The sequence below is a fragment of the Bacillus sp. GB_SG_008 genome, from assembly GCF_052038115.1.
Lineage (GTDB): Bacteria > Bacillota > Bacilli > Bacillales > Bacillaceae_G > Bacillus_A > Bacillus_A rhizoplanae.
In genome coordinates this window covers 50,332-75,165 of record NZ_JBPZSK010000011.1, presented here as the reverse complement: position 1 = coordinate 75,165, position 24,834 = coordinate 50,332, and the positions used below count along the sequence as shown (strand labels likewise).

The window sequence follows — 24,834 nt, the reverse complement described above, 5'->3', positions numbered from 1 at the left end:
TTACATAAAGTAAGGCGATTTTTTGTTTTACTGCAATGGTCACATTGTGTTTTTTGATATTAAATATTGATTTATATGAGGAAACTAGATTATAATTGAAATTGATAATCTTTATCATTTATTAACGTATACATATAGATATAAGATGATGAAGGAGAGGAACAGATGACAACTTATACGTCTATTGCAAATGTAATAAAAGAAAGAAGATCTATTCGTACCTTTACAAATAAAGTAGTAGAAAAAGCATTATTAATTGAACTATTAAATAATGCAACATGGGCACCGAATCATCAGCACCGCGAGCCGTGGAAATGTAAATTATTTTTTGGGGATGGTCGTAAAAAGTTTGTAGACGCTGTTTTAAACTCTTTTTCGCTAGAAGAAAGAGAAAAACGCGGAAAAATGTTAACGGAACGTTTTATGAGTACACCAGCTCAAATTGTTGTCTATATGGATGAAGACCCACGCCAAGCGCAGCGTGATGAAGATTACGCTGCTGTATGTGCATTTATGCAAAACTTCCAGCTCCTAGCTTGGGAACAGCAATTGGGTGTTGTTTGGAAAACAGGCGGACTTATTTACAATCCTGCTTTCATGAAAGCAATTGGTTTAACGAAAGGACAACGAATTGTTGGCATTTTACATGTTGGGTATTTTGATAAGGCGCCAGAAGGCAAAGAGCGTACACCAATTACGGAGAAGTTAGAGATTATTGAAGGATAAAGAAAGAAGGATGCTTATTAACATATAAGCATCCTTTTTTTATTATGCAAGTTCTGCTGGAAGGGTGAACGTTCCATCTTTATGTTGATTTAATATATGAATGTTTGTGATTGCACTCGTATGTATAACACCGTAAACATGTGGATAACGTTCACCATTTGCAGCTAATTCGTATTTCATTTCTGCTTGTACACGCTCTAGATCAATTGTTAAAAATACAATAGAAGGTTCTGTTGCAAAATGTTTGTGAGCAACTTGTAATGATTGATTGAGAAATGAGCAGTGAATGAACCCCTCTTTCTGTAAAGAAGTTTCGATAATTACTCCTTTTTCTTTCGCAATTTCCCATGCTTGCAGTGTCATCACTTTTATGATTGTATTCATAAGATTATCCCCTTTGTAATGAATGTTCTCTAAAGGAAATTTTACATGTTTTGCAAGATAATCGCATTTAAAAGACAAAATAAATTGAGGTAATTTCTTTAATTTTCATGAAAGCTTGTTTTCCTTCATACACTTTTATAAGGGAATGTGTAAGGAGGGGACAGAGATGAGAAGTAGTGAGGACAAAGCATTACAATATGCAATTGCAGAAATTACGGAAATTGCGACAGGATTTGGGTTAGATTTTTATCCGATGCGCTATGAAATTTGTCCAGCTGATATTATTTATACATTTGGTGCATATGGCATGCCAACGCGCTTTTCACATTGGAGCTTTGGAAAGCAATTTTATAAGATGAAACTTCACTATGATTTAGGACTTAGTAAAATATATGAGCTCGTTATTAACTCCGATCCATGTTATGCTTTTTTGCTCGATACAAATTCATTGATTCAAAATAAGCTTATTGTCGCTCATGTATTGGCGCATTGTGATTTCTTTAAAAACAATATTCGATTTTCTAACACTAAACGCGATATGGTTGAAAGTATGGCAGCAACTGCAGATCGAGTTAAAAATTATGAGCATAAATACGGAAAAAAAGAAGTAGAAACTTTTTTAGATGCAGTGCTAGCCATTCAAGAGCACATTGATCCTTCTCTTATGAGACCGAAGCTTGCGTGGAGTGCGGATGATCAAGAAGAGGAAGAAGTAAAGAAGGCTGTCACGCCGTACGATGATTTATGGAATTTAGAGAATCGAAATAAGAAACGAGAATTATCTAATGTGCGGAAGAAAAGAAAAATTCCGCCGCAACCAGAAAAAGATTTACTTCTGTTTATTGAGCAATATAGCCGCGAATTAGAAGAGTGGCAGCGTGATATTTTAACGATGATGCGTGAGGAAATGCTGTATTTTTGGCCGCAGCTTGAAACGAAAATCATGAACGAAGGCTGGGCTTCGTATTGGCATCAACGTATCCTTCGCGAAATGGACTTAAGCTCGGATGAAGCAATTGAATTCGCAAAGTTAAACGCAGGTGTTGTCCAGCCATCGAAGACGAGTATTAACCCGTACTATCTTGGCATTAAAATGTTTGAAGATATTGAAGAACGCTACAATAATCCGACAGAAGAAATGAAGCGCCGAGGCGTAAAACCAGACTCAGGAAGAGAAAAAATCTTTGAAGTACGCGAAATTGAATGGGACGTTTCGTTCCTTAGAAATTACTTAAACAAAGAACTTGTTATGCGGGAAGATATGTACTTATTCCAGCGCCAAGGGAAAGATTATAAAGTCATTGATAAAGATTGGGAAAATGTTCGGGATCAGTTAGTGAATATGAGAACAAACGGCGGTTTCCCATATTTAATGGTCGAAGACGGAGATCACTTAAAGAATGGAGAATTGTACATTAAGCATTACTATGAAGGAATTGAACTAGATTTAAAATATTTAGAGAAAGTATTGCCGTATGTTTACCAATTATGGGGAAGAACGGTGCATATGGAGTCGATAGTAGAGAATAAGAATGTTGTGTTTTCTTATGATGGGAAGATGGTGCATCGGAAGTATGTGTGAGAGCCGCTGGGGAACCAGCGGCTTTTTATTTTTGGCAGTGTAGGAGAAAAATATTTATATTTAGATACCATATTTACTTTTAAATTCAAAAATCTCATCAACAGCTTGGTGATACCCGCCCGATTTTTGAAAGGATTCACTAATGTTGCCAACAGCCTTTAGGAAAGACGGATTGTGTAATACTTGGTCCGCAGTTTCACGGAGTTGGTCAGCGCTCAGACTGTGCATACTTAAATTGATACCTGCTCCGATATTAGCAACTCTTTGAGCAACAAAAGGCTGATCCGCGCTTTGTGGAATTACAATTAGCGGAACCTCGTAATAGAGACCTTCATGAGTACTGTTCATTCCACCATGTGTGATAAATAATTTAGAGTGTTTTAGTACTTCGGTTTGTGGAACATAATTTTTTACAATGAAGTTTTTAGGAATATCCCCTAAATCAGATATTTGAACTTGTTTCCCAATAGACATGACAACGGTATGATCAGTGTTCCCAAATGCCTTAAAACAAAGCTTATAGAAATCAATTGCTTGATTAAAGACAGTACCCAGTGAAATATAAATTGAGCTTTTTCCCTTGATTGTAGTAAGGTCGAAGTTTTCTTGCGTTAATCGTGAAGAGATGGATGGACCTACAAATTTGTATGTTTCGTCAAATGTTTCTCCAAAAGGTTGAAATTCTCTAGTTGTATAAACGATTGCAAGTGGTGCAGGGTTACAAAAAACTTCATAAGGAGAAGTGATTTCAACACCATATTTTTCTTTGATTTTTGTTGTTAGGTTTTGAAAATCATTATTTATCCTTTTAGCAATTTCTGTTGGGATATTTTGCGAAAGATGTTCTAACATTTTTTCAAATGATATTTCAGTCTGAGCAAAAGATGTACACGAATTAATTGCGGGGAGCTTTAGAATTTGCGAAAGTAAACGTCCACAACCAAACATAGAATCGTGAATGATGTAATCAAAATGTTCTCCCTGGATCTGTTCAAGAACGCTAGGTATAATGATATCCGCCGTATGTAAAAGACCGTTGATTCTTTCGGATAAATAGTTTCTTCCACCTGAGATAAAGGCTTCTAAAAATTTTTGGCCATCAAATGTTCGTACAGTAGCTCCCGTCTTCTCGATACGCTCCCGAAAAGCTTCTATTGTGAAGTACACTACCTCTTCCCCGCGTGCAATAAGCTCTTGTACAACACCAATTGTTGGATTGATATGTCCTTCTGATCCACCATTAATAAATAAAACACGTGCCATTATAATCACTCCTTAGGTAAAATGTTCTCTAAATTGTGTAATAGTACGGATCACTGTCCCACATTATTGCTCAACTCAATTACAAGTATCAGAATATAATAGTTTTGTGTCCTCTATGTGACCTAACGTATGTTAAAAAATAAATCTTTCATAAGTAATCACTTCATTTTTTTACTTTAAACGTTGTTTCTTTCTCTTCTACATGATCCACGAAGTGCAAATCGATTATTCTTTTAACAACTGCCAATCTAAGCCCATAGCTTTCGGTTGTTCTTGTTATTTGAAAACTAATAAAGTAATGGTTTTTTCAGTCGCCAATAGTCTTAAATTTGGATGTGATTCTTAAATAAGAAGGCATCTTTTTCATGAAAACTGTTATTAATATAAACAACAAAAAAGTTTTAAAAAGAGACTTGAACCTAACACGATGTCAGGTTGTATAGTAATTTTGCCGGTGAAATTACTTCGTACGAAATGAGGGGTTGATTCTGAATAAAAAACTTGGAAAGTTGGAGAATTAGCTAAACAAACTGGACTTACGGTACGGATGCTCCATCATTACGACAAAATGGGATTGTTTTCTCCTTCGGTTTCTTCTGATAAGGGACATAGGATTTACACTGAAACAGATATTGCCAAGTTACAACAAATCATGTCACTTAAGCAGCTAGGTTTTGCTTTGGGTCAGATTAAAGAAATGATAGAAAATCCAAATTTAAATCCAGTCGAAGTTATAAAAGCACAGCTAGATAGTGTAAAAGAGTACATTCGAATACAAAAACAATTATGCAGTCGGTTGGAAAAAATATACGAATTGCTTAACAGTCAACAAGAAGTGAGCGCAGAACAATTTATAAATTTAATTGAGGTGACAAATATGAGTAAAGAAAAATATTTTACCCAAGAGCAACAAGATAAAATGTTCAAACAAATGGGACTAGAGGAAAGAAGACAATGTGTAAGTGAATGGGCTGAAATAACTGCAAAAATACGAATGGAATATGAGAAAGGAACACCATCCGAAAACCTAGACGTAACACAATTAGCAAAACAATGGAACGAACTCCTCAATAAGTTGACTTTTAGGGATCCTGAAATCTCCAAAGCAGCTGAACGTTATTATAAAGAAAATCCTGAAGTAGGAAAGAAATTAGGAATAGATAAGATTGATAAACAGCTTTCTGACTACATCAAGGATGCTATATCACACAGTTAAATTCATCTTTATTATCACAGAAAAAGTCGTAAGCATTTGTATAGCTACGGCTTTTTCTTTTTGCCTAGTCAAACGGGATTATTGAATAATCTCTTAGACTTGAAAAACTTTATTTGGGGGCATTTACTATTGTATTTATCAATATTTAAGCAACTTTAAAGAGCAATACTACAACTCGTAAGTAGTATTACTCTTGGTTTTTCACATCGGAAGTGTGTGTAAAGGTCGCTAGGGAAGCCAAACACTATAGAAAATAAATAACGTGAGCCCGGTATAATACCGGACTCACGTTATTTAGAGATGCGCTTTTTTAATTAAACACTCTTACTTACAAAATCCATTTCCTTTTGCAATTTCATAAATGAACGATACATTCCAACTCTCCAAGATGCGATCATCGCAAAAGCAAGTAAGAAGAACATACCGCTTAATTGTCCTAAATCAATTGATTGACTTAAATATTCTTTCATACCGATGCGGACAGCAAGTAAACCGACTAAAATAAATATAAATGCTTTAGAAGGTATTAAAAAGATGTCTTTTCCGCGTATTTCAAATTTTGATGTTTTAATAAGAAAAATAGAGAAAAATAAACCAACGATAACTGCTTCCCAAATTTCTGATGTTGTTAATCGGAATTCTGGTAAGATGTACATGCATGCTCCCGTACTCATAAAAATCGGTGGGAGTATAATTTTCTTTAATGATACAGGTTTCTTTGCTGATTTTAAGCGAATAATCATCATTCCAATAGCCATGCAAAGAGCAACAATACTCATTACAACAGGGAAGTTTATATTTAAGTTCATAGTTTACCTCCTTTTATCCTTTGTATGATTTTTTTAATAAAATCATAAACCAAACTAGAGCGATGCCAATGATAGTATGAGACGTTCCTGCTATATGGCTTAATCCTTTAAAATCAGTTCCATTTATTTGAAGAAGTCCGCGGGCCGCCAGTGAACCAACTGTTGCAATCAATCCTATATTATAAACGATGAACCACGCGTTAAAACCTTTTACTTCATGAAATGCAAATGATTTTGATAATGCAAAGGCAATTAAAAAGAACAAAAATCCAAGAACTAACATATGTGTGTGCAAAAGGTTCAGCAGAGTAGTGCCTTGAATTCCCTGCGCTTTTGCATATTCTCTTGCAAATACACCGGAAAATAAACCGATAATTAAATAGACAAAAGATGCATTATATAACTTTTTCATAATAACCTCCTAAGGTAGTATTAGCAATGTTTATTTCTGGGAATAGAGCCATATTTAAAAGTTATCCCGCATTAACGGGCAGTAAGTCTCTCACCTCAAGATCCAGAGAGGCTTACTGCTCGTTAATGCCCGATTGGTGAGAGCTTTCCGTCAGTGGGGGACCACTGACGGAAGTTTCACTTTATCTTGTCATTCCGTATATGAGGCCAGAAATATATGGGATTAACCAAATGAACCATACGATAACGCTTAGTGTGTGGAATGTTGTCATCATTTTTCTATCTTTTTTTATTAACACAACTGTTGCCCAAACAGCATGAAATAGCATAAGTAAAATTGCTGATAGGCCTGTTATTCCGTGAAAGCTGAGGAGAGATCCTGCTGAAGCCATTTTCTCCATTAATGAAGTTCCGAGCGTATCACACACTAATCCAAGCCAAAAAATAACGACATGCCAAGGTTTTAATGTTTTTTGAAATTTTTCACTCCATACTCCGATTGTATAAAAAATAAGTGCAGCTGTAATAAATGTAATAGCAGATGCTAACACGTTCATCATTCCTTTCTAACAGTCATTTGCTTTATATAAAGCATGTTACATGAGAATTATGAATAGAATATGAACGCAATATTACATATGAAATTTGTCTAATTATTATATTAAAATTACGTTATGTTGTAAATGAAAATGAAAGTATGCTTTAAATGAAAGAAAACTTTCTTATTCCCAAGTCAGATAGGGAATAAGAAAGTTTTTTTAAGATTACTTTTATTGGACTTTTGCTCTTAAATTTCGTTTTCGCGTAGTAATTTTCCATCTCGAAGTGTTAAAATTCGATCACATACATCAAGCATTTTTTCATCGTGTGTAATCATAATTGCTGCTTTTTTGTTTTTCTTAACTTCATGCTTCATTAATTCAACTACTTCTCTAGCACGTTTTGAATCAAGACTAGCAGTAGGTTCATCGGCTAAAATTAAGTCTGGATTATTCATAAAAGCACGAGCGATGGCTACACGTTGTTTTTCACCGCCTGAAAGTTGATTTGGATAATGATTCATTCGATGTGATAATCCAAATGTTTTCAGTAATTCAGTTGCAAGCTTGTCCGCTTCTTTTTTATTTTCTCCCTTTAACTTAGCGATATATAAAAGTTGTTCTTTAACCGATAAGAAAGGTACGAGATTCGCGAATTGGAATATAAAACCAATTTTTTCTAGACGAATACTTGTCATCTCTTTTTCTGATAAATTTGTTACGTTTTGCTCAGAAATATAAATGTTTCCTTTTGAAGGAGAGAGAAGTGCACCAGCAATGGAAAGCAATGTACTTTTCCCTGAACCTGATGGACCAACAATACCGATGAATTCGCCCTCTTTTACATCTAATGTAATTGGATGTAAGGCAGTTACTTCTGTATCTCCTTCGCCATATACTTTACTTACTTGTTCAAGCTTTAATAATGACGCTGGGTTATCCCATTTCACTTCTGTTACCATTACATTCCACCTCCGATTGCTTCTAGTGCATCTACTTTCAATACTTGATATAGAGAAATTAGTGTACCGAATATACTAATTACGATAAAGATACCTGAATATTGTAAGATTGTTGTTGTTGTTAATAAGAATGGCATGCCAGCTGGTAAAACAGTCTCTATTGCCAAGATTAAGCCAATGCCGATTACAAGAGCGACACCAGATAAGAAGATAGATTGTACAACTAAATTACCTGCTAAATATGAGTTTTTTGTTCCGATTGCTTTTAATACGCCTAATTGGTGTGTTTTTTGTAAAGTAATAACATAGAAGAAAACACCGATTAATAATGCTGAAATTACAAGTAAAAACGCAATAATCATTGTTAATGTTCCTTGTTCTTCTTTATAACCTGGAATACCTTGTAGTACTTCTTTTTTATCAACGATTTTTACATTATCTGTATTATCGATTTTTTTATCAGTATTTAGAGCGATTATACTGTAATCTTTTTCATTTGGCATTGCAATGCTGCTCCATACATTTTCATTCATATGAACAACAGGTGTATGGCTAAACATTTGATTTTCTGTAAATCCAACAACTTTGAAAGTTTTCTTAGAAATAGGATCTACTAGCTCATCTCCAAGCTTTATACCTTTTTCTTTGATGGATTCATCAGCAACGATTTCATTGTCTGCTAAAGCACTGTTTTTCCCTTCAATCACTTTTGGGGCAATGAATGCATCTTGTTTACTTGCAAAAATAGCAGCATCAACTTTTTTTGAACTTCCTTCTTTTTCAAATGTCGTCATTTTAAGATGCATTGGAACCGCATCTTTTTCATCAACTTGTGCTAATACTTTATCTACGTCGTCTTGCTTAATTTGAGAGCGTAATAATTTACCCTCGGCATCACTTGATACTACAAACTTGTCTGCTTTCATTTCGATAATGGAAGAGGCATTATCATGAGATAAACCATTTGCTAAACCTGATATGATAAGTACAAGAAATGATAAAAGTATCATAATTGTACCGATTAATCCGTATCGTAATTTTGATTGTTTTAATTCTTTAAGTGCTAAAAACATTACGTTCATTCCTCCTTGTTTCGTTCTATGCTCTTATCATAAAGAGGAAATATGAACGGAATATGAACAAAATATTACAAAAGCAGAGTCTACCGTTTATCCCGCTATTCGCGGGCAGTAAAACCTCCACCTCAAGATTAAGAGAAAACGAAGAAGATAGGTGGGGAATAACTGCCTGTAAAAGCCCGATTGGTTCAACTAACTATCAGTGGGGGATGAAAAAAACTCCCACTGATGGGAGTTTTCATATAGATTCTTCTTTTGGTTTCGGAAGGTAAATGGAAAAGGTCGTTCCTTTTCCAAGTTCACTATCAACAGTTATTGCTCCGCCATGAAGGTCAACGACTTTTTTTACAATAGAAAGACCTAATCCGCTTCCATTTACATTTCTGTTTCGCGCAGTATCGACTTTATGAAAACGATCAAATATTTTTTTTATTTCATTCTCCGGTATACCAATACCCATATCAGTAATCGAAATACGCCACTCTGTTTCCAGTTCTTCTGCTTCAAATGAAATTGTTCCGCCGCTTTCTGTAAATTTGATGCTGTTGGTAAACAAGTTGGTCCATACTTGATGAAGCAAGTTTTCATCTCCGTAAATTTGTATGCTAGGAACATCCATTTCAACTGCAAGTTCTTTTGTTCGCCATTCCCACTCAAGCATAAAAATAATATCTTTTATTTGTTTCCCTAAATCAAAAGGTTGCTTACATAAAGTAAGATCTTCTTTATCAAGCGATGCTAACATTAATAATTGTTTACATAAACTGGACATGCGTCGACTTTCGGATTCAATGATTTCTAAGTAATGTGTCTGCTCAGATTTCGTTAAATCATTTGTTTGTAATGTTTTGGAAAATCCTTGAATAGATGATAATGGTGACTGAAATTCATGCGAAACATTCGAAACAAATTCTTGTCGCATCTGCTCTGAATTTCGTAATCTTTTGGCCATTCTCCGAAAGCTAGTTGCAAGTGTGCCAATTTCATCGCGCCGATTTTCTGGCAGTGCTAAATCATAGTTCCCACTTGCAATTTCTTTTGTCGCGCCTGTAAATCTTTGAATAGGGCGAACGACAAAGCGGGTAGCTATCGCGATACAAATCAGGCTGATTATAATAGTTAATCCTAATAAAACAGCATAGAAAATACGTAATTCTCCAAATTGCTGTTGAATATCTGGGCGAATAAATAGCGCATACACTTTACCGTTATTTTCAACAGGAATTCCTATACTATTCGAAAGTGTATTGTCAAAAAAGCCGGTAGCAAATAAATGATTTGGATATGTTAAAATCCCATTGTATATATTTCCGTTTAATACATGTTCAATCGTCTCTTCGCTAACATTCATTTTCTTGAAATCATCACCGTATCGCTTACCTTGTTTTTTATCGTCTACTAAGTAAATTTCAAAGCCAAGGCTAGAAATAGATTGTAAATAATCATCTTTATTAAGTTCTGTATTTTTTTCATATAAATGCTTTACTTCTTCTGCATACTTTAAAATTTTCTCACTGTTATATGGTTTTAAATACACATGATAATATACATTTGTAAGTAAAAATGCTACAACACTACTAATTAACATAATAAAAATCGATATAATGACAAATCTTGAATATAATGATCGCATAGTATTTCACCTCTAATTCATTTTTCTATCCCGCATTAACGGGCAGTAAGACTTCCACCTTGAAATTTTGAAAAAATAAAGAAGAGAAGTGGGGAGGAAGAAAAAACTGACGGAGTTCTACGTTTGTAGAATAAGAAATGTTTATGAACAGAAGATGAACACGTTATTACAATTGCGAATAAAACGAAAAGTGTGCTGTCAGCAAATTTGATAGCACACTTTTCACTTTATTTAAACGATGAACCATTAGTTTATTTCAAATCTGTTGGAATTGAAGAAATTTGCTTGGAACGGTTTGGCTTGAAAAAAATTAGAATCGAAGGGAGCAGCATACCACGAACAAGGAATGTATCAATTAAAATCCCCATTGTCATCGTCAAACCGAACAGAAAGAGTTCCTGAAGTGGTTGCGTAATGAGTACGCCGAATGTAGCTGCGAGTATAATACCTGCTGATGAAATGACGCCCCCTGTTAAAGCAACCCCGCGTGCCACAGCTTCTTTCCATTCATGTTTTTGTGCCTCTTCTTTGATTCGGGATACGAGCATAATATTATAGTCCACCCCTAATGCAATGAGAAATACAAAGGTGTAGACCGGTAGACGATAGCTAATCGAGTCGTAACCTAAAATATAATGAAAGATCATCCAACCTAGTCCTAGCGTTGCTGAATAAGAAAGTAACATTGTTATCATCATTGTGAACGCGATAATGATAGATCGTGATTGATATGTCAGCATAATGAGAATGAAAAGGGAAATGAGCGAGAACGTCACGATCGTATCTTTTTGATTTAAAGCTTGCACATCTAATTGCTGTGCTGTTTGCCCGCTATAATGCAAGGAATACTGCTCTGAATCGAAGCCACTTTTCGTTAACAAGTCCTTACTATTGTCTCGGAGCGTACTTATTGTATTTAAAGCTGCTTTATCGTATGGGTTGTCTTGCAAGGTCAATTGCAGTCTGATGGCATGCTTTTCTTCTGATAAGAAATTTTTTGGCAAATTCGAATTTGGTGCGGATAATCCTGAAGTGATTTCAGGTGTAACGGTATTTACCCCATCTAGTTCTTTGATTGAGTTTGATAATGAAGCTAATTTTTCAACAAATGGTTGGTCTAATGCAATTTCTTTATCTGATTTCAAAATGACAGTCACAGGTGCTAATTGTCCTGGTGGAAAGTTTTCCTCTAAGATTTCAAAACCTTGCCGCGATGAAATGTCATTTGGAAATGACTTCATTAAATTAAATGAATATTTCATAGATCCAACGTTCAGTGAAGCAAGAATGAGCATAATTAACAGTATACTTGCTGTGATGGAAGGCTTTTTCTTTACAAAAGTGCCTACATTTGTCCAGAAGCCGCTTAACTTTTCTTCTTTTTCGGCTACTTTTGGAATGAAAGGCCAAAATGCTTTTCGACCTACTAGTGCAAATAGAGCGGGAATGAGTGTGATGCCTCCAAGAAGAATGAACACCATAGCAACTGAAAATACTGGGGCAAAGTTATGATATGCATTAAAAACAGCAAAGAACAATGTAAGCATCGCAACCAGCACCGTTCCGCCGCTGAATAAAATAGGTTCCATTACTTGCGTTAATGCAGCTTGCATCGCATCGTACTTCGAACTCGTCTTTTTTAGCTCTTCTTTATAACGAGCTAAGATGAATAAACAATAATCTGTCAAAACAGCAAAGAGCAGAATCATCATAATGGAAAGAGCTTGTTTTTCAACGACGAACCATCCATTTTGGCCTGCTAATCCTAAAATGCGATCGACTACTTGATATACAATACTCGCAATGATTAATGGAATGACGGCGAGTAGGGGAGAGCGATAAATGATGATTAATATAATGAGAATCAATCCTATTGTTGCAAACATCAATACGAAGTCAGCGTTTTTGAACAGCGTAATCGTATCCGCTGCAATTCCAGCTGGACCTGTAATCTCGAACTGTAAATCTCCTATATCTGTTTGTTTCACATGGTTTCGAATTTGCTCTAGTGTGTCATAAATTTGATCCGATTCTAAATCTTTCATTAGCGCAATATTTAAAAGAATAGTCGTGTTATCTTTGGAAAACATTTTATCTTGTGTGGCTTTGGGGAGTTGGTGGAATGGTAAAGCACTTGCTACATTTTTCGGTTTATCATCTGAAGAAAGCCACTTACTAATTTCTGAGATTTTTGCACGCTCGGCCTCAGTGATTGCATCTTTTCCATGAAAAACAAGTAGGGCGACTGCTCCATCTTTGGATGGGAATTGTTCATCAAATATTTTTTGAGCTACAGCGGATGGAGTATCTTCATGTATGCTTCCTTCACCACTGCTTGTTGCGTATTTTTTGGCTGCTGGTGCGATGAAACTTAAAACGCCAATAACAAGAATCCAGCCGATTAAAACTATTTTGGCACCCTTTGGACTACTTATGAAACGAGCAAGTTTGTGTAAAGGACGATTAATCACATGTATAACCTCCCTTTTTTATTTTCAAGAAAATTTTAGGGTATAAATATGAACGGAATATGAACAGAATATTACAAAAATTATGTCGATAATTAGTTTTTAACTTTGTTTCTATTTTGTGAACAAATGGAAATATCGAGCTGGAAATATTGCATTAATGTTTTTTTATGTTTATTATATACCTATACGGGTATATGTAATTAAAAAGTAGAAATGATTGAACCATATATGAAGGAGGAAAAGAAGGATGAGTAAAAAAATTCTTGTAGTTGGCGGAGTTGCTGGCGGAGCATCAGTTGCAGCACGTCTGCGTCGTTTAAGTGAAGATGATGAGATTATTATGTTTGAGCGCGGAGAGTATATTTCATTTGCAAACTGCGGACTGCCCTATTATATTGGCGGAGTCATTCAAGAAAGACAAAAGTTGTTAGTGCAAACAGTTGAAAAAATGTCAAAGCGTTTTAATTTAGATATTCGCATTTTAAGCGAAGTAATAAAAATTAATAAAGAAGAAAAAACAATTGTTGTGAAAAATGTAGTTACAAATGAAACTTACGAAGAATCTTATGATGTTTTAATTCTTTCACCGGGTTCTAAGCCGATGGTTCCGCCAATTCCAGGCATTGAAACAGCGAAAGCATTATTTACATTACGAAATGTACCTGATACAGATCGTATGAAAGGATATATTGATGAAAATAAACCGCGTCATGCGACTGTAATTGGCGGAGGCTTTATCGGCGTTGAAATGGCTGAAAACTTGAGAGAAAGAGGCATTGATGTAACACTTGTTGAAATGAACAATCAAGTAATGCCGCCGATTGATTATGAAATGGCAGCATACGTTCACGAACATATGACAAAGCATGGCGTTCAGCTCATTTTAGAAGATGGGGTAGAGGCATTCGAAGAAGATGGAACAGTTATTCGTCTGAAAAGTGGTACAAAAATTCATACGGATATGATTATTCTTTCTATCGGCGTTCAACCTGAAAGCAGCTTGGCAAAAGATGCAGGACTGGAACTAGGAGTTCGAGGGACAATTAAAGTAAATGAAACATTGCAAACTTCTGATCCGTCTATCTATGCGATTGGAGATGCGATTGAGGTAAAAGATTTTGTGACGGAAACGGAAACAATGATTCCACTTGCTTGGCCGGCAAATCGTCAAGGGCGTCTATTAGCGGATATTGTTCATGGCTGTGCAGAGTCTATATATAAAGGAACGATGGGTACATCCATTGCAAAAGTGTTTGAAATGACAGTAGCTTCAACAGGAGTGAATGAAAAAGTATTACAACGTTTAGAGATACCCTATGAGGTAGTTCACGTACAAGCAAACTCTCATGCGGGGTATTATCCAAATGCGTATCCGATCTTACTAAAGCTCATCTTTAACAAGGAAACTGGAGAAATTTACGGAGCGCAAGCTGTAGGCCAGGGTGGCGTAGATAAACGTATCGATGTCATCGCAACAGCAATGAAAGCAAAATTGAAGGTTATGGATTTACCTGATTTAGAATTAGCATACGCTCCGCCGTATTCTTCTGCTAAAGATCCTGTAAACATGGTAGGGTATGCAGCAAGCAATATGATTGAAGGGCTTGTTCATATAGTGCAATGGCATGAAATTGATGACATCGTTGAAAAAGGCGGATATTTAATTGATGTTCGTGAACCGCATGAATTAAAACAAGGAATCATAAAAGGATCTGTGAATATCCCATTGGATGAATTGCGTGATCGACTGCATGAAATTCCAACAAATCAAGAAATTTATATTACATGTCAACTTGGCATGAGAGGTTACGTAGCAGCACGTATTTTAATGGAAAATGGGTATGCAGCAAAGAATGTAGACGGTGGTTTTAAATTGTATGCGACAGTTTTGCCAAACCGCGTTGCGCATGAATAACTTAAGCTTGTTTATTATAAGTGATAACTGCCCGTAAAGGCCCGATTGGTTCAACTAACTATCAGTGGGGATGAAGAACGCCCCACTGATAGAAGTTTCACCTTATCACAAAAAAATAAAAAAGAGGGGTTTACAAAATACCCTCTAGGGTATAATATACGTGTATAAGGTTAAATAAACACTTTACTTTAACATAAAACAAATAAAAGCATGGAGGTGCTCATACATTGGAATATGGTCAAGACATGAAGAATCGTTTGAAGCGAATTGAAGGACAAATTCGTGGTGTACTTCGCATGATGGAAGAAGGAAAAGATTGTAAAGAAGTGATTACACAATTGACTGCATCACGTTCTGCGATGGATCGTACCATTGGATTAATTGTCGGAACGAACTTAGAAAAATGTCTTCGCGAGCAGTTTGAAAAAGGTGATACGTCTAATGAAGATGTAATCAAAGAGGCTGTACAACTACTTGTAAAAAGTAGATAATCTGTCAATTTATTGACAGATTTTAAAAATAATTTTAATATACCCGTACAGGTATGTGTATAATGATAGTTTCAGGAGGAATGAAACATGAGTATAAAAGTTAATACTACTTTGGATTGTAGAGGTTTAGCATGCCCGATGCCAATTGTTCGGACGAAGAAAGCAATGGATACATTAGAAGCAGGGCAAGTCATTGAAGTGGAAGCGACAGATAAAGGATCAGTAGCTGATATTCAAGCTTGGGCGAAAAATGTAGGACATCAATATCTCGGTACGAAAAATGAGAACGGTGTTTTGAAGCATTATTTACGAAAAGCACGTCAAGAGGAAATGAAGGAAGCCATTCAATATCCTCAAACAATGACCAATGAAGAACTACAAAATAAATTAGCATCTCAAGAAGAATGCATTGTGTTAGATGTACGGGAACCAGCTGAATTCGCTTTTGGTCATGTGCCATCTGCTGTCTCAATTACGTTAGGTGATTTAGAAGAAAGATGGAGTGAGCTTGATCAAACAAAACCGATTTATGTCATTTGCCGCACAGGCAGCCGCAGTGATCTAGCATGTCAGTTATTAGAAAAACAAGGTTTCTTGAATGTGAAAAATGTAGTCCCTGGTATGTCGCAGTGGCAAGGTACTTTGGAGCAGGAATAAAGAGTTTTTATTTTTTTAAATGAAAATATACCATAGGGGGTAAGGTAATGGGTATTGTAGGATTACAAGCGAAAGATGTTGCTGAGAAGGTGTTGTTTGAAGGACTGTTTATTTTAGATGTTCGTAATGAAGCAGATTATGTGGATTGGAAAATCGAAGGAAAACAAGTAGCGTCTATTAATAAGCCATACTTTGATTTATTAGAAGGTGTAGACGGTATTATGGCTGAATTGCCAAAAAATCAAGATATTCTTGTTGTATGTGCGAAAGAAGGATCTTCTATGTTTGTTGCTGAACAACTCGTAGAAGCTGGGATAGAGAATGTCTATTATTTAGTTGGTGGTATGAAAGCTTGGAGTGAGTATGTTAAACCAATTAAAGTAGGTAATTTAAAAGATGGCGGTAGCATTTATCAATTTAACCGCGTCGGAAAAGGTTGTTTATCGTATATGGTTGTTTCGAATGGTGAAGCGGCAGTGATTGATTCTGTACGTACAATCGAAGCTTATGAAAGTTTTGCGAAAGAACAAGGTGTTGTGATTACGAATGTTTTAGATACACATTTACATGCCGATCATATTTCTGGCGGTCGTAAGTTAGCTGAGAAGGTAAACGCTACGTATTGGTTACCACCAAAAGATGCAGAAGAGGTCGTATTTTCTTATGAGCCGCTTGTAGAAGGAACTGTCATTACAGTTGGAACAACAAAAATTGACATTCAAGCAATTTATTCACCAGGTCATACAATTGGAAGTACGTCATTTATCGTAGATAATTCTTATCTTCTATCAGGTGATATTTTATTTGTAGATTCCATCGGTCGCCCAGATCTTGCGGGTAAGGCAGAAGACTGGGTAAGTGATTTACGTACTACTTTATATAAACGTTACAAAGAACTATCTCAAGAGTTAATTGTTTTACCAGCTCATTATTCTAAAGTGAGTGAACTGGATGAACAAGGCGTAGTTAGCGCAAAATTGAAAGATTTATTTGTACAGAATGCAGGATTAAATATTGAGGATGAGGCAGAGTTTCGTAAAACAGTTACAGAAAACTTACCACCACAGCCGAATGCATATCAAGAAATTCGTCAAACGAATATGGGGAAAATCAATCCAAATGAAGAAGAACAGCGTGAAATGGAAATAGGGCCAAATCGCTGTGCAGTACATGAATAACATGAGATTCTAGTTATCTTCTATTAGGAAACAAATTTAAAATAAAACATACTACTGGAGGTATATAAAATGAATGTAAAACAAGTATTAGATGCAAAAGGATTAGCGTGCCCAATGCCAATCGTAAGAACAAAAAAAGCGATGGATGCCCTGCAATCTGGAGAGGTGCTAGAGGTTCATTTAACAGATAAAGGTTCTATAAAAGATATTCCAGCATGGGCACAAACAGGTGGACATGAAGTATTACAACATGTTGAAGAAGACGGTGTTCTAAAATTCTGGATTAAGAAAGCGTAAAAATAAGAGCCTTATTGCGGAATTCAATGTGTATATTGAGAAATGTATGGAGCTAAATGAATTTAAAAATAGGGGGATAATGATAAACATGTTTTATATAGGTATTGCGTTAATGATTGTTTTTGCCCGTATACTTTTTAGACGTTACTTTCCTATCTTAGGTGTTCCATGCATTTCACATCCTAGAACTGTAAAATATGGTAATGAAGTTATTTTAGATTCACGTGATTATAATGAAAGCAGTCAGGAAAGCATTCCCGAGTCTATTCAAATACCATACGCATATTTAGCGAGATATTATCATGAGATTCCAGATAGCCCGATTCATCTTATTGTCAATAATACGTTAGATCGAAATTTGAGTATACGTTTTTTGAGAAAGAAAGGCTTTCATATACAAAGCTATAGCTTAACAAAATGTCCGTGTAAATAATAAGAGATTGCATGACGAGTATGGATTTGCGATTTAAAGTGAACGGAGGGGATGTTGTATGAGTACGAATGTAGCATTGAACATCGTTTTTATTGCGCTTATTTCTTGGTTTGTTATCTCTCGTTTTTTACCTGTTAAGGGAGTAAAAAATATAAGCGGAAAAGCACTAAAAGATGAGATCAAGAAAAAGAATAAGCAATTGATTGATGTTCGTACACTAGGGGAATTTAGAGGCAATCATATTCAAGGTTTTCGGAATATGCCATTAAATGAATTAGTACAAAAAGCAAATAGCTTAGATAAAAACAAAGAAGTAATTGTAATTTGTCAAAGTGGAATGAGAAGTAAACAAGCAACAAAAATTTTAAAGAAGCTAGGGTTTAAACATATTATAAATGTCTCAGGTGGTATGAACGCTTGGAGTTAAGGAGGATGTATGAAGAATGAAAGAAATTACTGCGAAAGAATTAGAACATAAACTTATGAGTAATGAAACGGTAAACATGATTGATGTGCGTGAGGTAGAAGAAGTTGCTGAAGGGAAAATTCCGGGAGTACTTCATATTCCACTTGGCTTATTAGAGTTTCGCATGCATGAGTTAGATAAAAATAAAGAGTATGTGATTGTATGTCATTCTGGTGGTAGAAGTTCACGAGCAGTTCAATTTTTAGAAAGTCAGGGTTTCCAAGCTATCAATATGAATGGTGGAATGTTAGCTTGGGAAGGGAAAACAGAGTAGTTATGAAATAGATGAACAGAAGACAGAAAGTCCTTTCAGTTGTGAAAGGACTTTGTACGGATTTTTTAATTACCTATACGGGTATATGTAATGACGGGAGGATTCAATATGGAACAAAAGAAAAAAACAACAATTGTGTTATTTAGCGGAGATTACGATAAAGCGATGGCAGCGTATATTATCGCAAATGGTGCAGCAGCGTATGATCAAGAAGTAACCATTTTCCATACATTTTGGGGGTTGAATGCGCTGCGTAAAGATGAGCCGGTAAAAGCAAAGAAAAATTTCTTAGAGAAAATGTTTGGAAAGATGATGCCCCGCGGTGCAGATAAGATGGGGTTATCGAAAATGAATTTTGCAGGTATGGGACCGAAAATGATTAAGCATGTCATGAAAAAACATAATGCAATGCCACTGCCAGATTTAATTGATATGGCGAAAGAACAAGGAATAAAGCTAGTCGCTTGTCAAATGACAGTGGATTTATTAGGACTAAAAGAAGAAGAAATTATGGAAGATGTCGAATTTGCAGGAGTTGCAGCATATTTAGCGGATGCGTCTGAAGGAAATGTGAACTTGTTTATTTAAATTTACCCCCTTTTAAATCTCTAATGGGTAGTTGTACGTATCGAAATAAAGAAATTGATGAGGGTATTCTATGAATAGGATACCTTCTTTTCAAAAGGGGGAAGAATGAACATGAGCCTTGGCCTTATCGTTGTGCTCTTTATCATTGGTTTTATTGGTTCATTTATTTCAGGAATGGTCGGCATTGGTGGTGCCATTATTAACTATCCCATGATTTTGTATATTCCAGCGTTATTAGGATTTGCTGGGTATACAGCACATGAAGTAAGTGGAATTACAGCTGTACAAGTGTTTTTTGCGACTTTTGCAGGTGTATGGGCGTATCGTAAAAGTGGTTATATAAATAAAACATTAGTGCTATATATGGGAACGAGTATTTTAATAGGAAGTTTTATAGGGAGTCTTGGTTCAAAGGTATTAGATGAGAACCAAGTAAATGTTGTGTATGCGATTTTAGCTACAATTGCAGCCATTATGATGTTTGTGCCGAAAAAGAATCGTGATGATCTCCCTTTAGATGAACTTACGTATAATAAGTGGTTAGCTAGTGTTTTAGCTTTTATTGTAGGTTCTGCTTCAGGGATTGTTGGAGCAGGAGGAGCTTTTCTTTTAGTACCTATTATGCTTGTCATCCTCAAATTGCCTACACGTATGACAATCGCGACTTCATTAGCGATTACTTTTATTTCTTCTATAGGTATTATGGTTGGAAAAATTTCTACAGGACAAGTAGTTGTATTTCCATCTATAATCATTGCCATTGCAAGTTTACTTGCATCGCCTATCGGAGCGAGTGTCGGTAAAAAAATGAACCAAAAAATATTGCAGTGGATATTAGCGATATTAATTGTTGCAACATCGGTTAAAATTTGGATGGATATGTTGTTGTAGTATGCTAACTTCACTTTTTCATATAAAATAAGTCCTATTTTCATAGGACTTATTTTTACATTAATTATTATTTGTTGATTGGCTTGTTGGATTCTTTGATGTAGGTTGTTCTTTATCCTCTTGGTCTTGATTCTGATTTTTATCTTCATCTTGGGCTACAGGTTTTGTATCAGCAGGAAGTCCAAGGTGGTTGCGTAGTTGGTTTGTTATCTCTGTTATATTTTTTTGATCAGGCATGTAATAATAGGTAAGACCCTTCTCATAAGAAGGCTTACATATTTTATCCTTTCCCATATAACAGTCTTCGCCAGCTAGTTGTACTTTTTCAATTGAAGACCCTATACCATATTTGTAGAATGATAACATATCATCAAAGGAGAAATTTGTTTTAAAGTCTCCATTAATATCATCAATGATTTTTCCTACTTTTGTTATGGAACCAGCACTCGCTAGTTTTTTTACAGTAGCTTCAATGACAAGTTGTTGGCGTTGACCACGCATAGCATCGCTATCGATTTTGCGTGTTCTTGCTAAAGCAAGAGCTTGTTCTCCATTTAGATGCTGGTACCCTTTCTCGAGATGAATTGCACCGGCTGTATCGTTACTATCTTGTTCTGTAAACGTAACGGGTACATCCACGTCGATTCCCCCTAAATCATCGACAACTTTAATGAACGATTTAAAGTTAAATTTAACAAAATAATCGACAGGAACATTAAATAGTTTTTCTACTGCATCAATAGTAGCTTGAGGGCCACCATCCTTTCCATTTTTTACAGCACCAAATGCATATGCATGTGCAATTTTATCTTTTTTCTTCTCTATTGGAATGGACGTGTATGTATCACGTGGAATACTTACTAGTTTTACTGTTCTACTATCCTTATTAAAAGTTGCGAGTAGCAGCGCATCTGTATGAAATGAGCCCGCGTACTCTTTTTCACGTCCTTGGTTTTCATCAATCCCCATAATTAAAACAGATACGTTATTAGAAATGGGTTTGACAGCTTGTTCACGTAATTTGGATTTATCACCACGCGCTAAATCATGAGCGGCATTTCGAACAGCTGAAGATGCTTTACTCACTAAGAACCAAGTGTAACCTCCCCCGATAATTAAAAATAATACAATAACAAACCCTACAATTTTAAATTTTTTATTGCTTTTTTTAGGCTTATGTTCACGTAAATTTGGTTGTTGATCCATTTTATATACTCCTTCATCGCTAATTGAAGCTAGTGCAACGCTTACATCAACTAATTATAATTCTTTGTTATAAAAAAGAATATTAAAATTTATTTACATATTAGAAATTTTCTATCTATTTTGGTGGTAATTTAGTGTAATAGATTTTTTTCTTTGATGATTTGTAGAGAGGAAAAACGAAAAATATATGCAAAGAATACACAAATCTAGAAAAAAGGCTGCCATATATAGCAACCTTTTTTATTCATATCGTAAGCATTCAATTGGATCCAGCTTCGCAGCTTTGTTTGCTGGAAGTAAGCCGAATGCAATACCGATTAACATAGACAGTCCAACCGAGATTAAGCCTAATTTTACTGAGACAACGAGTGGCCATGCGGCAAATATTGATACGATCCATGCAAAGAAGATACCGAGTATAAATCCGATCAAACCGCCTAATGCTGTTAAAATACAAGATTCAATGAGAAATTGCATTAATACTTTTCCGCGCGTTGCACCGAGTGCTTTACGAATACCGATTTCACGTGTACGCTCTGTGACGGACACAAGCATGATATTCATAACACCGATACCACCAACTAATAGTGAAATGGCTGCAATACCACCGAATACACTTTTTAGGATACCTGTGAAGTTATCAATTTCTTTTAAGTCGTCTTGTAGATTTGGTACTTTGAATTTCCCTGTGTGCTCTGGTCTCTTAGCATCATTTAATGATTTTACAACTGCATCTTGTACGGCTTGCTTATCTTGACCAGGAGCAATTTTTACTGTTATACCATCATAGTTGTTTTTACCAAATAGAACAGGCCAGTTTTCTGCGGAGATGATACCTTCTTTAAATTCCGCACCACTCATCATTGCTTTGATAGAATATACACCGACTACTTTGTAAGGTGTACCTTTCATATCTATATATAAGTTTGGCTCCCATGAAGAGAACAATTTATTGAACGCATCTTTATTTAATACAATTGTATGTTCTGGTTTATCTAGATCGGCAGCTGTTAAAAATCGGCCGTGTTCAAGTTGAAATCTAGAGGTATCCTCAAAATAATCTCCTTTAGCACCAATTACATCAATATCCAATTCCTTTTTTCCTGCATATACTTTTTCTTTTCCTCTAACATCTGGATACACTTCTTGAACACCAGGAATTTTTGAAACATTGTCATACATACTTGCTGAAATTTTTCCATCCATATCTGCAAAATCTTCCGTTGTATAGTTTACTTGAAACTGATCTTTCTTTTCTTTCCCAATCTGTTCACGGAACTTAGCATTTGTTCCATCACCGATAGAGATAATTGTAATAATCGCGCTAACCCCAATAATAATTCCAAGCATTGTTAAAATGGAACGCATTTTATGAGCGAAGATGGAGGAAAGGGCCATACGTATATTTTCATTTGTATTCAAACTCAACCTCTCCAATCTTGGACGATATTTCCGTCACGAATTACAATTTGGCGTGCTGCCGCTTCTCCAATTTCCCGGTCATGGGTAATTATAATAATGGTAGAGCCTTGTTTGTTTAATTCGTAAAAGAGATCCATAATTTGTTTACTCGTTTTTGTATCAAGTGCACCAGTCGGTTCATCAGCTAAAATGAATTTTGGATTATTCACGATTGCACGAGCGACAGCGACACGTTGTTTTTGTCCGCCTGACAATTCATTTGGTAAGTGAGTTGCACGGTCTGCTAGCCCTACTTTTGTTAATGCAGCTAACGCACGTTCACGTCGTTCTTTTTTATCTATTCCAGCATAGATAAGCGGTAGTTCGACATTTTGCATTGCATTTAGACGAGGGAGTAGCATAAAATTTTGGAATACAAATCCAATTTCTTTATTGCGAATGTGTGCAAGTTCTGTTTCGGACATGTTCGAGATATTTTGCCCAGCTAATGTGTATGTGCCCGATGTCGGTCTGTCTAAACAACCGATGATATTCATTAATGTTGATTTCCCAGAACCAGATGGTCCCATTATGGAAGTAAATTCACCTTGATTTAGTGTTACATCAATTCCATGTAGAACTTGAACGGCTTCTTCTCCGTTTTGAAAAGACTTCGTGATGCCTTTTAGTTCGATCATTCAACGACAACCTCCATACCATCTTTTAAATCTTTTTCTGGTTTTGAGATAATTTGCTCACCTGTTTTTACGCCAGAAATTTTTGCTTCGCTGTCTGTTTCAAACTCAATGGTAATGGCTTGTTCTTTTGCTTTTCCATCTTTTACAACGAATACGACGTTTTTATCACCTTTTTTCACGATACTGCTTTTGGGAACAACGATACCGTTTGCTTCACCTGATTTTGCTGTTACATAAACATGGAAGCCAGGTTGTAAATCATCATTATTATCTAATGTAATAACGAAAGGATAATTAGAAATTGTTTTGTTTTCATCCATATTTTTTAATGGTGTTGTTCCAACTTCTGTTACTTTTCCCGTCCATGTTTTTCCTGGTACTGTTTTAGATGTAACAGAAACCTCTTGGCCAACTTTCATTTGAGAGAGTTCATATTCAGATAATTGTCCTTTTACTTTTAATGGACCAGCAGTGCGAATTGTCATACCGTTCATACTTGCTTTTTCGTCTGTACCTTTGCTAATGTCTTCAATCACACCGTCTACAGGACTTGTTACTGCTAGTGCATCTGCTTTTTCTTTATTATTTTGAATCATTTGATTCGCTTTTTCGATTTCAAACTTTTTCATTTCTAGCTGCGATTCTTGCCCTTGAATTTCTTGTTCAGCAGCTTTTAACATTTCGGTAGTAGCACCAGATTGTTTTGCTGTTTGTAGTTTTTGTTTTGAGGCATCAAGTTGTTTTTGAAGGAGTGCAACTTCTTTCTCGGCTAGTTTCTTTTGCATATCTGCTTCATTTTTTTCTAGTTTGATAGATGAGTCATTATATTTAAATAATAATTGTCCTTTTTTTACTTGATCACCTTTTTCAACTGCCAGCTCATAGTTGCCTTTTGTTGGATCAAATGCAATTGTTTCTATACCATTCGGAATGACTTCACCACCAAATTTTTGTGCATTTTCAATTTTCTTTTCCGTTACTTTATAACCGCTGTATGCCATAGCTGGGGTCGATCCACCCGCCAATGCAAAGTAAGAACCAGCACCAATTCCGATTGTTGCTAAACCGATAATTAATAATTTCTTTTTCTTTTTCATTTCATTTTCACCTTTTCGTGTCGTTTTTGTCTCTGTAATTGCCAGTATAAGGGGGGGATTAAATCTGACAAATCGTTTTATCTTACAGCAAAATTACATTTTTGTAAGGTTTAGATTAAATAATGTAAGGTTAAGTGTGGAACATAATAGGTGGTTTTTCATAGAGA

The 24,834-nt window shown here is 35.6% G+C and carries 25 protein-coding genes; 12 read left to right on the top strand and 13 right to left on the bottom strand.

The window, feature by feature from the left end:
* Positions 1–165: 165 nt before the first annotated feature.
* Positions 166–726, top strand: coding sequence for a nitroreductase family protein (locus ACTDJC_RS20505; protein WP_253628661.1), 561 nt, complete (start codon positions 166–168; stop codon positions 724–726).
* A gap of 42 nt (positions 727–768) precedes the next feature.
* Here the strand turns inward: ACTDJC_RS20505 and ACTDJC_RS20500 are convergent, their stop codons facing one another.
* Positions 769–1,110: a DUF952 domain-containing protein gene (locus tag ACTDJC_RS20500; RefSeq protein WP_098308149.1), complete on the bottom strand. Its 342-nt coding sequence runs from the start codon at positions 1,108–1,110 to the stop codon at positions 769–771.
* Between the two features lie 166 nt (positions 1,111–1,276).
* Here ACTDJC_RS20500 and ACTDJC_RS20495 point away from each other — a divergent pair, with 166 nt between their 5' ends.
* Positions 1,277–2,692, top strand: coding sequence for a SpoVR family protein (locus ACTDJC_RS20495; protein ID WP_440604551.1), 1,416 nt, complete (start codon positions 1,277–1,279; stop codon positions 2,690–2,692).
* A gap of 60 nt (positions 2,693–2,752) precedes the next feature.
* Here ACTDJC_RS20495 and ACTDJC_RS20490 read toward each other — a convergent pair whose 3' ends face one another.
* Positions 2,753–3,955 carry a macrolide family glycosyltransferase gene (locus tag ACTDJC_RS20490; protein WP_440604550.1) on the bottom strand — a complete coding sequence of 401 codons (1,203 nt, stop codon included), beginning with the start codon at positions 3,953–3,955 and terminating at the stop codon, positions 2,753–2,755.
* Between the two features lie 547 nt (positions 3,956–4,502).
* Here ACTDJC_RS20490 and ACTDJC_RS20485 point away from each other — a divergent pair.
* Positions 4,503–5,171, top strand: coding sequence for a MerR family transcriptional regulator (locus ACTDJC_RS20485; RefSeq protein ID WP_440604549.1), 669 nt, complete (start codon positions 4,503–4,505; stop codon positions 5,169–5,171).
* 314 nt (positions 5,172–5,485) lie between these two features.
* Here the strand turns inward: ACTDJC_RS20485 and ACTDJC_RS20480 are convergent, their stop codons facing one another.
* The 7 genes from ACTDJC_RS20480 to ACTDJC_RS20450 all read right to left on the bottom strand — a co-directional run bounded on the left by ACTDJC_RS20480 (position 5,486) and on the right by ACTDJC_RS20450 (position 13,075).
* Positions 5,486–5,980, bottom strand: coding sequence for a CcdC family protein (locus tag ACTDJC_RS20480; protein WP_440604548.1), 495 nt, complete (start codon positions 5,978–5,980; stop codon positions 5,486–5,488).
* Between the two features lie 13 nt (positions 5,981–5,993).
* The gene (locus ACTDJC_RS20475; RefSeq protein WP_336483298.1) at positions 5,994–6,392 is read right to left on the bottom strand and encodes a DUF2871 domain-containing protein; all 399 of its coding nucleotides are present in this window, start codon (positions 6,390–6,392) and stop codon (positions 5,994–5,996) included.
* A 181-nt stretch (positions 6,393–6,573) separates the two neighbouring features.
* Entirely contained in the window at positions 6,574–6,942 is a 369-nt protein-coding gene (locus tag ACTDJC_RS20470) for an HsmA family protein (RefSeq protein WP_429717971.1), read from the bottom strand.
* A gap of 236 nt (positions 6,943–7,178) precedes the next feature.
* Positions 7,179–7,892, bottom strand: a complete 714-nt coding sequence (locus ACTDJC_RS20465; RefSeq protein ID WP_098308161.1) for an ABC transporter ATP-binding protein — start codon at positions 7,890–7,892, stop codon at positions 7,179–7,181.
* The gene (locus tag ACTDJC_RS20460) at positions 7,892–8,965 is read right to left on the bottom strand and encodes an ABC transporter permease (RefSeq protein WP_440604575.1); all 1,074 of its coding nucleotides are present in this window, start codon (positions 8,963–8,965) and stop codon (positions 7,892–7,894) included. Before ACTDJC_RS20460 ends, ACTDJC_RS20465 begins: the two co-directional genes overlap by 1 nt.
* A 244-nt stretch (positions 8,966–9,209) precedes the next feature.
* On the bottom strand, positions 9,210–10,604 hold the full coding sequence (locus ACTDJC_RS20455) for a sensor histidine kinase (RefSeq protein ID WP_098308165.1): 1,395 nt from the start codon (positions 10,602–10,604) through the stop codon (positions 9,210–9,212).
* 251 nt (positions 10,605–10,855) lie between these two features.
* A complete protein-coding gene (locus ACTDJC_RS20450; RefSeq protein WP_440604547.1) occupies positions 10,856–13,075 on the bottom strand; it encodes an MMPL family transporter in 2,220 nt (739 codons plus the stop codon).
* Between the two features lie 247 nt (positions 13,076–13,322).
* Here ACTDJC_RS20450 and cdr point away from each other — a divergent pair, with 247 nt between their 5' ends.
* The 9 genes from cdr (at position 13,323) to ACTDJC_RS20405 (ending at position 20,265) form a co-directional block, all read left to right on the top strand.
* Complete coding sequence (cdr, locus tag ACTDJC_RS20445) at positions 13,323–14,990, top strand: CoA-disulfide reductase (protein WP_440604546.1); 1,668 nt, start codon at positions 13,323–13,325, stop codon at positions 14,988–14,990.
* 227 nt (positions 14,991–15,217) lie between these two features.
* Entirely contained in the window at positions 15,218–15,481 is a 264-nt protein-coding gene (locus tag ACTDJC_RS20440) for a metal-sensitive transcriptional regulator (protein WP_035432943.1), read from the top strand.
* 87 nt (positions 15,482–15,568) lie between these two features.
* Positions 15,569–16,138, top strand: a complete 570-nt coding sequence (locus tag ACTDJC_RS20435) for a sulfurtransferase TusA family protein (RefSeq protein ID WP_440604545.1) — start codon at positions 15,569–15,571, stop codon at positions 16,136–16,138.
* A 47-nt stretch (positions 16,139–16,185) separates the two neighbouring features.
* Positions 16,186–17,316 (top strand): MBL fold metallo-hydrolase, encoded by a 1,131-nt coding sequence (locus tag ACTDJC_RS20430; protein ID WP_440604544.1) that lies wholly within the window; start codon positions 16,186–16,188, stop codon positions 17,314–17,316.
* Positions 17,317–17,385: 69 nt separating this feature from the next.
* The gene (locus ACTDJC_RS20425) at positions 17,386–17,613 is read left to right on the top strand and encodes a sulfurtransferase TusA family protein (protein ID WP_098308173.1); all 228 of its coding nucleotides are present in this window, start codon (positions 17,386–17,388) and stop codon (positions 17,611–17,613) included.
* Positions 17,614–18,104: 491 nt separating this feature from the next.
* Positions 18,105–18,473 carry a rhodanese-like domain-containing protein gene (locus ACTDJC_RS20420; protein WP_440604543.1) on the top strand — a complete coding sequence of 123 codons (369 nt, stop codon included), beginning with the start codon at positions 18,105–18,107 and terminating at the stop codon, positions 18,471–18,473.
* 16 nt (positions 18,474–18,489) lie between these two features.
* Positions 18,490–18,786: a rhodanese-like domain-containing protein gene (locus ACTDJC_RS20415; protein ID WP_098308179.1), complete on the top strand. Its 297-nt coding sequence runs from the start codon at positions 18,490–18,492 to the stop codon at positions 18,784–18,786.
* Between the two features lie 108 nt (positions 18,787–18,894).
* Entirely contained in the window at positions 18,895–19,374 is a 480-nt protein-coding gene (locus ACTDJC_RS20410; protein WP_253628671.1) for a DsrE/DsrF/DrsH-like family protein, read from the top strand.
* Positions 19,375–19,485: 111 nt separating this feature from the next.
* Positions 19,486–20,265, top strand: coding sequence for a sulfite exporter TauE/SafE family protein (locus tag ACTDJC_RS20405; protein WP_098308183.1), 780 nt, complete (start codon positions 19,486–19,488; stop codon positions 20,263–20,265).
* Positions 20,266–20,325: 60 nt separating this feature from the next.
* Here the strand turns inward: ACTDJC_RS20405 and ACTDJC_RS20400 are convergent, their stop codons facing one another.
* The 4 genes from ACTDJC_RS20400 to ACTDJC_RS20385 form a co-directional block, all read right to left on the bottom strand.
* The gene (locus ACTDJC_RS20400; protein ID WP_440604542.1) at positions 20,326–21,471 is read right to left on the bottom strand and encodes an LCP family protein; all 1,146 of its coding nucleotides are present in this window, start codon (positions 21,469–21,471) and stop codon (positions 20,326–20,328) included.
* Between the two features lie 240 nt (positions 21,472–21,711).
* Complete coding sequence (locus tag ACTDJC_RS20395) at positions 21,712–22,869, bottom strand: ABC transporter permease (protein WP_440604574.1); 1,158 nt, start codon at positions 22,867–22,869, stop codon at positions 21,712–21,714.
* 26 nt (positions 22,870–22,895) lie between these two features.
* On the bottom strand, positions 22,896–23,570 hold the full coding sequence (locus tag ACTDJC_RS20390) for an ABC transporter ATP-binding protein (protein WP_440604541.1): 675 nt from the start codon (positions 23,568–23,570) through the stop codon (positions 22,896–22,898).
* Entirely contained in the window at positions 23,567–24,667 is a 1,101-nt protein-coding gene (locus ACTDJC_RS20385; RefSeq protein WP_440604540.1) for an efflux RND transporter periplasmic adaptor subunit, read from the bottom strand. The genes ACTDJC_RS20390 and ACTDJC_RS20385 overlap by 4 nt, the downstream gene beginning before the upstream one ends.
* Positions 24,668–24,834 lie beyond the last annotated feature (167 nt).